Annotated in this window: 9 protein-coding genes and 1 riboswitch; of the genes, 4 read left to right on the forward strand and 5 right to left on the reverse strand. The window is 66.7% G+C overall.

What is annotated here, in order from left to right; all coding sequences use genetic code 11:
- Window positions 1-107: 107 nt before the first annotated feature.
- Together ACZ47F_RS00370 and purD are read left to right on the forward strand one after the other, a co-directional pair.
- A complete protein-coding gene (locus ACZ47F_RS00370) occupies window positions 108-830 on the forward strand; it encodes a YebC/PmpR family DNA-binding transcriptional regulator (RefSeq protein WP_464925334.1) in 723 nt (240 codons plus the stop codon).
- A gap of 12 nt (window positions 831-842) precedes the next feature.
- The gene (purD, locus tag ACZ47F_RS00375; RefSeq protein WP_464925335.1) at window positions 843-2,132 is read left to right on the forward strand and encodes a phosphoribosylamine--glycine ligase; all 1,290 of its coding nucleotides are present in this window, start codon (window positions 843-845) and stop codon (window positions 2,130-2,132) included.
- On the opposite strand, the gene ACZ47F_RS00380 is transcribed toward purD, so the two are convergent.
- Genes ACZ47F_RS00380 through apbC form a run of 3 tightly spaced genes read right to left on the reverse strand, consistent with a single transcriptional unit; the run spans window position 2,116 to window position 7,797 of the window.
- A complete protein-coding gene (locus ACZ47F_RS00380) occupies window positions 2,116-3,057 on the reverse strand; it encodes a 1-phosphofructokinase family hexose kinase (RefSeq protein WP_464925336.1) in 942 nt (313 codons plus the stop codon). The two genes, purD and ACZ47F_RS00380, sit on opposite strands and share 17 nt — an antisense overlap.
- A 3-nt stretch (window positions 3,058-3,060) precedes the next feature.
- The gene (locus ACZ47F_RS00385; protein WP_464925337.1) at window positions 3,061-6,687 is read right to left on the reverse strand and encodes a hydantoinase B/oxoprolinase family protein; all 3,627 of its coding nucleotides are present in this window, start codon (window positions 6,685-6,687) and stop codon (window positions 3,061-3,063) included.
- Window positions 6,688-6,705: 18 nt separating this feature from the next.
- Window positions 6,706-7,797: an iron-sulfur cluster carrier protein ApbC gene (apbC, locus tag ACZ47F_RS00390; RefSeq protein ID WP_464925338.1), complete on the reverse strand. Its 1,092-nt coding sequence runs from the start codon at window positions 7,795-7,797 to the stop codon at window positions 6,706-6,708.
- A gap of 124 nt (window positions 7,798-7,921) precedes the next feature.
- Between apbC and ACZ47F_RS00395 the strand changes: the two genes are divergently transcribed.
- A complete protein-coding gene (locus tag ACZ47F_RS00395) occupies window positions 7,922-9,145 on the forward strand; it encodes an MFS transporter (protein ID WP_464925339.1) in 1,224 nt (407 codons plus the stop codon).
- On the opposite strand, the gene metF is transcribed toward ACZ47F_RS00395, so the two are convergent.
- Together metF and ahcY are read right to left on the reverse strand one after the other, a co-directional pair.
- Window positions 9,139-9,978, reverse strand: a complete 840-nt coding sequence (metF, locus tag ACZ47F_RS00400) for a methylenetetrahydrofolate reductase [NAD(P)H] (RefSeq protein WP_464925340.1) — start codon at window positions 9,976-9,978, stop codon at window positions 9,139-9,141. The genes ACZ47F_RS00395 and metF overlap by 7 nt on opposite strands.
- A gap of 4 nt (window positions 9,979-9,982) precedes the next feature.
- Window positions 9,983-11,401, reverse strand: coding sequence for an adenosylhomocysteinase (gene ahcY, locus ACZ47F_RS00405; RefSeq protein WP_464925341.1), 1,419 nt, complete (start codon window positions 11,399-11,401; stop codon window positions 9,983-9,985).
- Between the two features lie 59 nt (window positions 11,402-11,460).
- Window positions 11,461-11,587: riboswitch (S-adenosyl-L-homocysteine riboswitch) on the reverse strand.
- Between the two features lie 362 nt (window positions 11,588-11,949).
- Between ahcY and ACZ47F_RS00410 the strand changes: the two genes are divergently transcribed.
- The gene (locus ACZ47F_RS00410; protein ID WP_464925342.1) at window positions 11,950-13,227 is read left to right on the forward strand and encodes a molybdopterin-dependent oxidoreductase; all 1,278 of its coding nucleotides are present in this window, start codon (window positions 11,950-11,952) and stop codon (window positions 13,225-13,227) included.
- Window positions 13,228-13,232: the final 5 nt, after the last annotated feature.

The following is a 13,232-nucleotide window of genomic DNA, read 5'->3' on the forward strand; positions in this document are numbered from 1 at the left end:
GAATGGGCGAGACGGCCCGCCGGGGGTAAAAGTTACAATGCTCAGTCTATCCAAATGCCCGGCCGCGATGCGGCGCGCGGGGCGTCACCCAGGAGCATTGCACCACCATGGCCGGACATTCCAAATGGGCCAACATCCAGCATCGCAAAGGCCGCCAGGACGAAAAGCGCGGCAAGATCTGGACCAAAATCATCCGTGAAATCTCCGCTGCGGCCCGTCTGGGCGGCGGCGATCCCAGCGCCAATCCACGTCTGCGTCTGGCGATCGAAAAAGCCAAGGCCGCTAATATGCCGGCCGAGACGGTGAAGAAAAACATCGACAAGGCCACCGGCGCGCTCGAAGGCGTGCACTACGAGGAAATCCGCTACGAGGGCTACGGCGTGGGCGGCGCGGCGCTGATCATCGACTGCCTGACCGACAACCGCGTGCGCACCGTGGCCGAGGTGCGGCATGCACTGTCCAAACACGGCGGCAATCTGGGCACCGAAGGCTCGGTGGCGTTCCAGTTCCGGCATTGCGGGCAACTGGTGTTCGCCCCCGGCACGTCCGAGGACAAGGTGATGGAAGTGGCGCTCGACGCCGGCGCGGACGACGTGGTGACCGACGATGATGGCGCCATCGAGGTGCTCACTCCACCTTCGCAATTCGAGGCCGTGCGCGCCGCGCTGCAGGCCGCCGGCCTGCAGCCCGAGGTGGCCGCGGTCACGATGCGCGCAGAAAACACCGTGGAACTCACCGCAGACGACGCCGAGAAGATGCAAAAGCTCATCGATGCGCTCGAAGATCTCGACGATGTGCAGGATGTCCACCACAACGCCGTGTTCGGCTAAGGCGCGCACGACATGAAACTCCTGGTCATCGGCTCGGGCGGACGCGAGCATGCCATTGCCTGGAAGTTGGCGCAGTCACCCAGGGTGCAGACCGTGTATGTCGCGCCGGGCAACGGCGGCACCGCGTGCGATCCCCGGCTGCAAAACCTGCAGGTGGCCAACGCCGAAGAGCTGGCCGCATTCTGCGTGCGCGAAAAAATCGCCTACACCGTGGTCGGCCCGGAAGCGCCGCTGGCGGCTGGGATCGTGGACGGCTTTCGCGCCCGCGGGCTGAAAATCTTCGGCCCCACCCGGGCCGCCGCGCAACTGGAAAGCTCCAAGGCATTCTCCAAGGACTTCATGGCGCGGCACCACATTCCCACTGCGGCGTATGCCACGTTTGAAGACGCCGCCGCAGCACATGCCCATGTGGATGCGCACGGTGCGCCCATCGTGGTCAAGGCCGATGGCCTGGCCGCGGGCAAGGGCGTGGTCGTGGCGCAGACTGTCGACCAGGCCCATGCCGCAATCGACGACATGCTGCAGGCCAATCGCTACGGCGTGCAACACAACGCGGGCCGCGCGCGCGTGGTCATCGAAGAGTTTCTGCAGGGTGAGGAAGCCAGCTTCATCGTCATGGTCGACGGCCAGCATGTGCTCGCGCTGGCCTCCAGCCAGGATCACAAGCGCCTGCTCGACGGCGACAACGGCCCCAACACCGGCGGCATGGGCGCCTATTCTCCGGCGCCCGTGGTCACGCCCGAGGTGCACGCGCGGGTGATGCGCGAGATCATCCAGCCCACGGTCAAGGGCATGGCCGCAGACGGCATTCCCTACACCGGATTTCTCTACGCCGGGCTGATGATCGATGCGCAGGGCCGCGCCAAGACCCTGGAATTCAACTGCCGCATGGGCGACCCGGAAACCCAGCCCATCATGGCCCGGCTCAAGAGCGATCTGTCCGTTGTGTTCGAAAAAGCCATTGCGGGCCGGCTCGACCAGGTGGAACTGGAGTGGGATCGCCGCACCGCGCTCGGCGTGGTGCTGGCCGCGCACGGCTATCCGGACAATCCGCGCAAGGGCGATCTGATCAGCGGCATTCCGCCCGAAGCGCCCGACTGCATCACTTTCCACGCCGGCACTGTGCTCGACGCACAGGGCGCCCTGCGCACCGCGGGCGGCCGGGTGCTGACCGTCACCGCGCTGGGCGATTCACCGCGCATTGCGCAGCAGCGGGCGTACGAGACGATCCACTCCATCCATTTCGATGGCATGCAATACCGCCGCGACATCGGCTGGCGGGCAATCAGACGCCAGCACTGACCCGCGCCTGCGCCAGCAGCGCGGGCAGTGCAGCCGGGTCGAACAACTCGGTGCCCGGCTGCGCCGCGGTGCCGCTGCCGCAGGCCAACGCCAGGCGTAGTGCGTCTGCCGGGGCCTGCCCGCGGGCAAAACCGCCCACCAATGCACCGACCATCGCATCGCCCGCGCCAACGGTCGAGACCACCTGCACCGCCGGCGCCTGCCCGACATACACCTGGGCAGCATTCACCAGCACCGCACCTTCGGCGCCGAGCGACACGCACACCCATCTGACCCCGCGCGCGCAAATCGCCCGCGCCGCAGCCACGACCGCGGCAGTATCGGGCAGGCGCCGCTGCAGCAGCTGCTCCAGCTCGAAGCGGTTGGGCTTGATCAGAAACGGCCGCGCGGCAATTGCCTGCGACAGCATCTCGCCCTGGGCGTCGACCACGGCACGCGCGCCCTGCGCGTGCAGGGCGTCGATCAGCACGGCGTAGTAATCGGTCGGCACCCCGCGCATGCGCGAGCCGGTGAGCACGGCAAAGCCGCTGTCGACCAGTTGCAGCACGGTGTCGGTGATGTGCCGCAGGGTTGCGGCGTCTAGCCGCGGGCCGATGCCGCTGACCTCGAACTGCGCACGCGGCTGTTGCTGCTGCAGCGTGACATTGATGCGCGTCTCGTCGGCAATGCGCACGGCCTGCAGCCGGTCGATCTGCCCGGCGACCAGCCGGGTGAACAGATCGCCGATCTCTCCGCCGAGCACTGCGCAAGCCACTGCGGGAATCTGCAAGCGCTTGAGCGCGCGCGCCACGTTGATGCCGTTGCCGCCGGGGTCGAGCCGGTTGGCATTGGCGTGGACCTTCTGATCCTCAATCAGCTGGGTGACGTCGTAGCTGACGTCCACGCAAGGATTGAGGGTGAGGGTGATCAGCGGGGATGTCTGCATGCTTCAGCCATATCCGCCGCCGCCCGGCGTTTCGATGATGAATAGATCGCCCGCGCGCATGTCCACGCTGGCACATGCAGCCAGCGTGACGCTGCTGCCGTCGGCACGCAGCACACGGTTGATGCCCACCGCGCCGTGCGCGCCGCCGCGCAGGCCGAACGCGCCCACGCGCCGGCCGTTGGACAGGATGGCCGCGGTCATCGGCGCAAGAAAGCGGATGCAGCGCACCGCGCCGTCGCCGCCGCGCCAGCGCCCTGCTCCGCCCGACCCGGCGCGCAGGGTAAAGCGCTCCAGTCGCACGGGATAGCGCTGCTCGAGCACTTCTGGGTCGGTCAGGCGCGAGTTGGTCATGTGGGTCTGCACCGCCGAGGTGCCGTCAAAGCCGCCGACCAGCCGACCGGCGGCATCGAACAACCCTCCGGCGCCCGAGCCGCCGGCGATGGTCTCGTAATACTGGTACTGTGCATTGCCGAAGGTGAAATTGTTCATGGTGCACTGGCTGGCAGCCTGCACCCCGAGGGCGCCGAACAGCGCATTGGTCACGCACATGCTGACCTCCACATTGCCGGCCACCACCGCGGCGGGCGGGCGCGGCGCGAGCATCGATCCCTCGGGAATAATCAGCCGCAGTGGCTTGAGGCACCCGGCGTTGAGCGGGATGTCGTCGTCCACCAGACAGCGAAACACATACAGCACTGCGGCCACGGTGACCGCGCGCGGGGCATTGAAGTTGTCCGGCTGCTGCGGCGAGGTGCCGGTGAAGTCGATGGTGGCGCTGCGCGTGGCCTGATCTACGCGGATGGCCACGCAGATGCGTGCGCCGCTGTCGAGTTCGAGGCTGAAGCGCCCTTCATGCAGCGCGCCGATCACCCGGCGCACCGCGGCTTCGGCGTTGTCCTGCACATGGCGCATGTAGGCCTGGACAACGCTGAGGCCATGCTCCGCCACCAGGCGGTGCAGTTCCTGAACGCCAATCTGGTTGGCCGCGATCTGCGCCTTGAGGTCAGCCAGGTTCTGCTGCGGATTGCGCGCGGGCCATGCGCCGCCTTGCAGCAGCGCCAGTACCTCGGCCTCGCGCAGCCGCCCGGCCTCGACCAGCTTGAAGTTGTCGATCACCACGCCCTCCTCGTCGATGCGGCGTGAGAACGGCGGCATCGAACCCGGGGTGATCCCGCCGATGTCGGCATGATGACCGCGCGAGCCGACGTAGAACAGCACCTGCGCACCGGCGCGGTCGAACACCGGGGTCACCACGGTGATATCGGGCAGGTGGGTGCCGCCGTGGTTGGGGTCGTTGAGCATGAACACGTCGCCGGGCCGCATGGTGGCTCGGTTTTCGCGGATCACGGCCCGCACGCTCTCGCCCATCGATCCCAGATGCACCGGCACATGCGGCGCATTGGCGATCAGCTGGCCTTCGCTGTCGAACAGTGCGCACGAAAAATCCAGACGCTCCTTGATGTTGACCGACGCCGCAGTGCTTTGCAGCTGTACCCCCATCTGCTCGGCGATGTGCATGAACCGGTTGTTGAACAGCTCCAGCCGCACCGGATCGACTGCGGTGTCGTCGTCGCCGCTGCGGGTCTGCGCCGCATGGCGCTGCAGTTCCACATGACCAGCGGCGGTGATGCCGGCACGCCAGCCGGGCGCAACCAGGACGGTGGTGTGCGCATCGACCAGCAGCGCCGGGCCGTCGATGTACTGCCCCGGTCGGCAGTCCGTGCGCCGCACCAGCGCCGTCTGCTGCCAGCGCCCGCCGATGAACACGGGCACCTGCGCCTGGCACGGCATCGCCCCGCTGGCCAGCGGCTGCGCTGGTTCGGCCTCAACGCTCTGGCCACCTCCCGCGGCCTCGATGACCAGCGCCTCGACCATCAGTCCGCGCTCGGGCATGTGGTGCGCAAAGCGCTGCAGGTACGCCTGCTCGAACGCGGCACGCATCGTGCCGGGGCTGTCCAGCGCGACCGGCAACGCCGCGTCGCTGCCGGCGTAGCGCAGCAGTACGCGCACATCGACACGGATCGCATCGCCCGCAACCCCCTGCGCCTGCAGCGCGTGCACCGCCTCGGCGGCGAGGCTATCGCGCAGCGCGTGCAGATCGGGCAGCAGCACTGCGTCGAGCGGCGCTTCCACGCTGCGTTGCACCATCGTGGTCTGCTCGGCCAGCCCCATGCCGTAGGCTGACAGCACTGCAGCAAAGCGATGGATGAACACCCGCTGCATGCCCAGCGCGTCGGCCACGCTGCAGGCATGCTGCGCGCCGGCACCGCCGAAGCACTGCAGCACGTAGCGGGTGACGTCGTGCCCGCGCGCCATGGAAATGCGCTTGATCGCCCCGGCCATGGCCTGCACCGCGATGGCCAAACAGCCTTCGGCCACGCCTTCGGGCGTCTGCGCTTGGCCGGTGTCGCGCTGGATGCGTGCTGCCAGTTCCTCGAAGCCCGCGCGCACCACATCGACATCGAGCGGCTGGTCGGCCTGCGGGCCGAATACCGGCGGAAAATGCGCAGGCCGGATGCGGCCGAGCAGCACATTGGCATCAGTGAGGGTCAGCGGCCCACCGCGCCGGTAGCACGCCGGGCCGGGATTGGCCCCGGCAGAGTCCGGCCCGACGCGCAGCCGCGCGCCGTCGAACTGCACGATCGAGCTGCCGCCTGCGGCGACGGTGTGGATGTGCAGCATGGGTGCGCGCAGACGCACCCCGGCGATTTCGGTGTCGAACACCCGCTCGAAGCGGCCGGCGACATGCGACACATCGGTGGACGTGCCGCCCATGTCAAAGCCGATGACGTGGTCGTACCCCGCCGCCTGCGCGGTGCGCGCCATGCCGACGATGCCCCCGGCCGGGCCGGACAGAATGGCGTCCTTGCCGCGAAAGCCGTGCGCCTCGGTCAGCCCGCCGCTGGACTGCATGAACAGCAGCAGCACGCCCGGCATCTCGGCAGCCACCTGCTCGACATACCGCCGCAGGACGGGCGAAAGGTAGGCATCGACCACGGTAGTGTCGCCGCGCGAGATGAACTTGATCAGCGGGCTGGTCTGGTGCGAGGTGCTGATCTGTGTGAAGCCGATGTCGCGCGCGATGGCTGCGGCTTGCACCTCGTGCACGGTCTGTTGCCAGCCGTGCAGGAAGACAATGGCCACGGCGCGCAGCCCGGCATCGAAGGCCTGCTGCAGCTGCGCGCGCAGTGCGGCCTGGGCCAGCGGCTGCAGCACACTGCCGTCGGCTGCCACGCGCTCGTCCGCCTCGATCACACGGCTGTAGAGTAAATCGGGCAGGACGATGCGGCGGTCGAACAGCCGCGGGCGGTTTTGGTAGGCGATGCGCAGCGCATCGCGAAACCCGCGGGTGGTGACCAGCACCAACGGCTCGCCCTTGCGTTCGAGTAGTGCATTGGTCGCCACCGTCGTGCCCATGCGCACGCACTCCACCTGCTGCGGCGTGATCGGCGCATCCGGCGGCAGGTCGAGCAGGTGCCGGATGCCGGCGACCGCGGCGTCGCGGTACTGCTCGGGGTTGTCCGACAACAGTTTGTGGGTCAGCAGCGCACCATCGGGACAGCGCGCCACGATGTCGGTGAACGTGCCACCGCGGTCAATCCAGAATTGCCAGCGCCCCGGCCCGGACATGATTCGGCCACCCGCGGCTCAGCTGTTCTGCACGCTGATGGTCGGGAACCTGGCGCTGTAGTCGCGCCCCTGCTGCGCCACTTTCACCGCGACGGCGCGGGCGATGGACATGTAGATGTGCGCGATGGCGCAGTCAGGGTCAGCCACCACGGTGGGACGGCCGCCGTCGGCCTGCTCGCGAATACGGATGTCCAGCGGCAAGCCACCCAGGTAATCGACCCCGTACTCGCTGCTCATACGCTGCCCGCCGCCCTCGCCAAAAATGTGTTCGACATGGCCGCAGTGCGAGCACACATGCGTCGCCATGTTCTCGACGATGCCCAGGATCGGCACGCCGACCTTCTCGAACATCTTGAGGCCCTTGCGCGCATCGAGCAGGGCGATGTCCTGCGGGGTGGTGACGATGATGGCACCGGTCAGCGGCACGCGCTGGCTTAGCGTGAGCTGAATGTCGCCGGTGCCCGGCGGCATGTCGACGATGAGATAGTCGAGGTCCTGCCAGGCGGTCTGGCGCAGCAGCTGTTCGAGTGCCTGCGTGGCCATCGGGCCGCGCCAGATCATCGGGTTGTCGGGTTCGATCAGCAGGCCGATGGACATGATCTGCACACCGTAGTTCTCCAGCGGCTCCATGGTCTGGCCATCGCGGCTCTGCGGCTGGCCCGACACGCCCATCATCATCGGCTGCGACGGGCCGTAGATGTCGGCATCGAGCAGGCCGACGCGCGCACCTTCGGCCGCCAGCGCCAACGCGAGATTGGCCGCCGTGGTGCTCTTACCTACCCCCCCCTTGCCGGAGGCCACGGCGATGATGTTCTTCACCTCGGGCAGAGGCTTGAGGCCCCGCTGCACTGCGTGCGACACCACATGGCTGCGCACCGCGACCGATACGTTCTGCACCCCGGACACGGCACGCAGCGCATCGATGACCTGCTTTTGCAGGTCGGCATGCAGGCTGCGCGCCGGATAGCCGAGTTCGACCTCCAGCGACACTTCACCGCCCTCGATACGCAGATTCCTGATGGCCTTTTCCGCCACCAGCGATCTGCCGGTCTGCGGGTCTTGCAGGGTTTGCAGCGCGGCGTGAACCGCCGCTTCGAGCGTTGAGGACATGGTCTGAAAACAGTGCAGGATGCGAAAGCCGCCAGTGTAGGGCTACAAGCGCAGGCGCGAAGTCCCCCGCCGAGCAACCGGTTTGATGCGCCGCGACAATATCCGGCTGCAAAAGAGCATCCCCATGTCTGCCCATTCCCCGGTCTCTGCCCCTGCGCACGCCGCGCATCCGCCGCTGTCGCGCCATTTCATCGGTTTCATGGCGTTGGCCTGCGGGGTGTCGGTTGCCAACATTTATTACGCCCAGCCACTGCTGGAGCAGTTTGCTCAGTACTTGCACACCACGGTGGCAGGCGTGGCCGCGGTGCCTTCAGCCACGCAGATCGGCTATGCCGCCGGGCTGCTGCTGCTCGGGCCGCTGGGCGACCGCCATGCGCGCCACCGGGTCATTCTGATCATGGCCGCACTGCTCGCGCCCGCGCTGCTGTGCGCGGCGCTGGCGCCCAGCGTGTGGCTGCTGGCCGTGGCGTCGTTTGCCATCGGCATGCTGTCCAGCCTTGCACAGCAGATCATTCCGATGGTCGCGCACCTTGCACCGCCTCAGTCGCGCGGCAAGGCCATCGGCCTGGTGATGAGCGGGCTGCTGGTGGGCATACTGGGCGGGCGGGTGCTCGCCGGCTGCATTGCCGGGCTGCTGGACTGGCAAGCGGTGTATGGGTTTGCCGCGTTGGTGAACATCGGCATGTGGCTCATGCTGTGGCGCGTGCTGCCGAGGCTGCCGGTGGACAGAAGCGCTGCAAGCCAGAGTTATGCCGCTCTGCTGCGCTCGACGCTGCAACAGTTCACCCTGCACCGCGAACTGCGGTTTGCCGGAATCACCGGCGGGATGCTTTTCGCCAGCTTCAGCGTGTTCTGGGTGGGGCTCACCCCGCTGCTGCAAAGCCCGGCGTATGGTTTTGGCCCAGCGGTGGTCGGGGCGTTCGGCGTGCTGGGCATCATGGGCGCAACGGTCGCCCCCCTCTCTGGCCGACACTCCGACAGGCCGGGCGGGCCGCGACGGGTGCTGTTCGTCGCCATCGCGCTGACCTTGCTGTCCTGGGCCGTGTTCGCGCCGGGCGCGCATGGGCTGTGGTGGCTGATCGTCGGCGTGCTCTTGCTCGACGCCGGGGTGCAGGGTGGCCAGATCGCCAACCAGACGCGCATCTACGCGCTGGATGCGGCTGCGCGTAGCCGCATCAACGCGGTGTACATGACGCTGTACTTCATCGGCGGCTCGGTGGGCTCGTTCGTCGCCAGCCATGCCTGGACCGCAGGCGGCTGGCCAGCCGTGACCGCCGCAGGCGCGGGTTTTGCGCTGGCGGCACTCCTTCTGCATGCCGTCAGCAGACCGCGCAAAGGCGCTCAATAACCCAGATCGTCGAGTACGGCGAGTGTCGGCTCGGCCTGGTTCAGGGTGTAGAAATGCAGTCCGGGCGCGCCACAGGCGATGAGTTCCTCGCACAAACTGGCGACCACCTCACGGCCGAACGCACGGATGGACTCGCGATCGTCACCGTAGCTTTGTAGCCGCAGCCGGATCCAGCGCGGGATCTCGGCGCCGCACACCTCAGAGAAACGCAGCAACTGGCTGGAATTGGTGATGGGCATGATGCCCGGCACCACCGGCAGGTCCAGCCCCAGCGCGCGCACGTCGTCGACGAAACGCCGGTAGGCCGCCGCGCTGTAGAAGTACTGGGTGATAGCCGAGTCGGCCCCGGCGCGCACCTTCTCGGCGAAATGCTGCAGATCGTCGAGCGGGCTCCTGGCCTGCGGGTGCATCTCGGGATAGGCGGCAACCTCGATATGAAATGCGCTACCCATTTCCTCACGGATGAACGCGACCAGATCGCGAGCGTGGTGGAACTCGCCGCCGATGCCATAGCCCGACGGCAGATCGCCGCGCAGCGCGACGATGCGCCTGACCCCCGCGGCCGCAAACGCCTGCAGATGCCCGCGTACCGAGGCGCGGCTGGCCCCGATGCACGACAGGTGTGGCGCGGCGTCCATGCCCTCGGCAAGGATTTCGCGCACCGTCTGCAGCGTGCCCTCCTGCGTGGATCCACCCGCGCCGAAGGTCACCGAGCAGAACTCGGGGCGACGTGCATACAGCCTCTGGCGCACCGCCCGCAGCTTGTCGGCACCATCGGGCGTCTTGGGCGGGAAGAACTCGAAGCTCAGGCTGACCGGTTGTGACGAAGCCATGCTGTCAGTACCGGTAATGGGCCGGCTTGTACGGGCCTTCTTTGGGCACGTTGATGTAAGCCGCTTGCTGATCAGTCAGTTGCGTGAGCTCGGCATTCAAGGTGCTGAGCTGCAGCCGCGCGACATGCTCGTCCAGATGCTTGGGCAGGGTGTAGACGCCCACCGGGTAATCGGCGGTCTTGGTGAACAGCTCGATCTGCGCCAGGGTCTGGTTGGCAAAGCTCGAGCTCATCACGTAGCTCGGATGGCCGGTGGCGCAGCCCAGGTTGACCAGCCGTCCCTTGGCGAGCAGGATGATGCGCTTGCCGTCGGGGAAGATGACATGATCGACCTGCGGCTTGATCTCTTCCCACTGGTATTTCTCGATGCCCGCGACATCGATCTCGTTGTCGAAGTGGCCAATGTTGCAGACGATGGCCTGATTCTTCATGCGGGCCATGTGGTCGTGGGTGATGACGTGATAGTTACCGGTGGCGGTGACGAAAATGTCGGCCTTGTCGCAGGCGTAATCCATGGTTACCACGCGGTAGCCTTCCATCGCCGCCTGCAACGCGCAGATCGGGTCGATCTCGGTGACCCACACCTGCGCCGAGAGCGCACGCAGCGCCTGCGCCGACCCCTTGCCCACATCGCCATAGCCGCAGACCACGGCGATCTTGCCGGCGATCATCACATCAGTGGCACGCTTGATGCCGTCGACCAGGCTCTCGCGGCAGCCGTAGAGGTTGTCGAACTTGCTCTTGGTGACCGAGTCGTTGACGTTGATCGCGGGAAACTTGAGCTCGCCGCGCTGATGCATCTGGTAGAGGCGGTGCACGCCGGTGGTGGTTTCCTCGGTCACACCTTTGATCTGCGCAAGCCGCGTGGAATACCACTTGGGCGAGGTCGCAAGGCGCGCCTTGATCGCGGCAAACAGCACGCGTTCTTCCTCGCTGGTCGGGTGGCTGAGCACTGCGGCGTCGGTTTCGGCCCGCGCGCCCAGATGCAGCAGCATGGTGGCGTCGCCGCCGTCATCGAGGATCATGTTCGAGTAGCCCCCGTCGGGCCACTCGAAAATGCGATGCGTGTAATTCCAGTACTCCTCGAGCGACTCGCCCTTGACCGCGAACACCGGCGTGCCGTTGGCGGCAATCGCGGCGGCGGCATGATCCTGTGTGGAAAAGATGTTGCACGACGCCCAGCGCACCTGCGCGCCCAGCGCCTGCAGGGTTTCGATCAGCACCGCGGTCTGGATGGTCATGTGCAGGCTGCCGCTGATGCGCGCGCCACGCAGCGGCTGGCTGGCCGCGTATTCATTGCGGATGGCCATCAGCGCCGGCATTTCGCTCTCGGCAATGGCGATCTCGCGGCGGCCCCAGTCGGCCAGGCCGATGTCGGCAATCACATAATCGGGAGAAGTTTTCAAATCGACCACAGCGTTCATACACACTCCGAACAAAGTGGCCGGGAACGGATGCGCACCGCATCCCGCGCCCGGCACGGGTTGGGTGAGCGCCGTTGAAGGAAGGCCGCCTGCAAAGTGTTTCCATGGCGGCCTGCGATCAATGTCCCGAGCCTGGCGACGGCAGGTTTGCGACACCCGCCATGCGTTGCAACGCTCCTCGGAACCAAGCTGGCCGTGCAACGCCCCTGAACCGGTCCGTCTGCGCAAGCGGCTGGCAGGACCACATGGGCCTGACACCAACCCCGTTTTGCGTGCGGATGGACGCGAAGCATCTCAACGACGAGCCGACTGATTCTAGGGCCTGAACGTTATTCGTGCACCCGCGCTGCCCCCAGGCGGGGACGGCTGCAAGGCGGCGGACCCAGACGCGTGGTCAGATACCCGCGCCAGTAGGAAATCCCCAGTCCCGAGCCGAGCCAGTCTTGTTGATTATTACAAATCAAGACATCTGCAATTTTTTGCATCATGTCTTGATTGGCGTCTCAGCCGGAATTCACCAACAACAACCCATCCCGAGGACATTTTTCATGCAGATCGACAACGGTCGCCGAGACCTGCTCGGCCTGATCGGCGGCAGCGCTGCGCTGCTCGCCGCCCGCCCAGCCTGGGCGGTCGTCTCGCCACAAACCGAGACGCCGCTCGAGCCGTTCACCGGCCCGGGGCCGAATCCGCACTGGAACAGCGTCGGCCCATTCGTCACCTACCCGCAGAAGCTGCCGTTGATCCGGCTGACCGACCGGCCGATCCAGCTCGAGACACCGCGGCGCTATTTCCGCACCGCGATCACGCCAAACGAGGCGTTTTACGTCCGCTACCACCTGCCCGAGATCCCGAACGCGGTCGATCTGGCCAGTTGGCGGCTCACGCTCGAAGGGAATTTCGAGCGTCCGCTGCAGCTCAGCCTTGAGCAGTTGCGCCGCGAGTTCAAGCCGGTAACGATCGCCGCGGTCAACCAGTGCTCGGGCAATTCGCGCAGCCGCTTCCAGCCGCGGGTGCCCGGCGGGCAATGGGGTAATGGGGCGATGGGCAACGCGCAGTGGACCGGCGTGCGCCTGGTCGACGTGCTCAAGCGCGCCGGGGTCAAATCCGGCACGGTGCAAATCCAGTTCGAGGGGCTGGACCATGGCCCTGGGCCCGAAGGCAAGGGCTCGAACCGCTTCCTCAAATCGTGGGATGTCGACGAGCCGGTGCTCAAGCTTGCGGTCATCGCCTACCTGATGAACGGCGAGCCGCTGCCGATGCTCAACGGCTTTCCGGTGCGGCTGGTCATGCCTGGCAAGTTCGCCACCTACTGGACCAAGCACTTGAGTTTCATCCGCGCGCTGACCGAGCCTGACACCAATTTCTGGATGAAGCCGGCATATCAAATCCCCGACACGCCCAACGGCAGCACCACGCCCGATGACGTGAAGGCGGGCAAGGTCAAGCTGGTGCCGATCGGCCATGTGAACATGCCGGTGCGCTCGTTCATCGTCGACCCGGATGGTGCCGTGCCGCTGCTGCCCGGCGTGCCAGCGGTCATCCGCGGTGTAGCCTTCAGTGGGCATGGCGCGGTGACCAAGATCGAGGTCTCGGTCGACGACGGCCAGACCTGGCGACTGGCGCGCCTCGGCCCCAACCTCGGGCCCTACTCGTTCCGCGAATACAGCCTGCCGTGGACGCCGACCGCGCCGGGCAAATACACCCTCGCGGTGCGCGCCACCGACGCCAAGGGCCACGTACAGCCCGACACCGGTGTGTGGAACCCGGGTGGCTATCTGTGGAACAAGATCGAGCGCCAAGAGGTGCTCGTGCTCAACGCTTGAGGACG

It is taken from the genome of Thiomonas islandica (genome assembly GCF_055383445.1).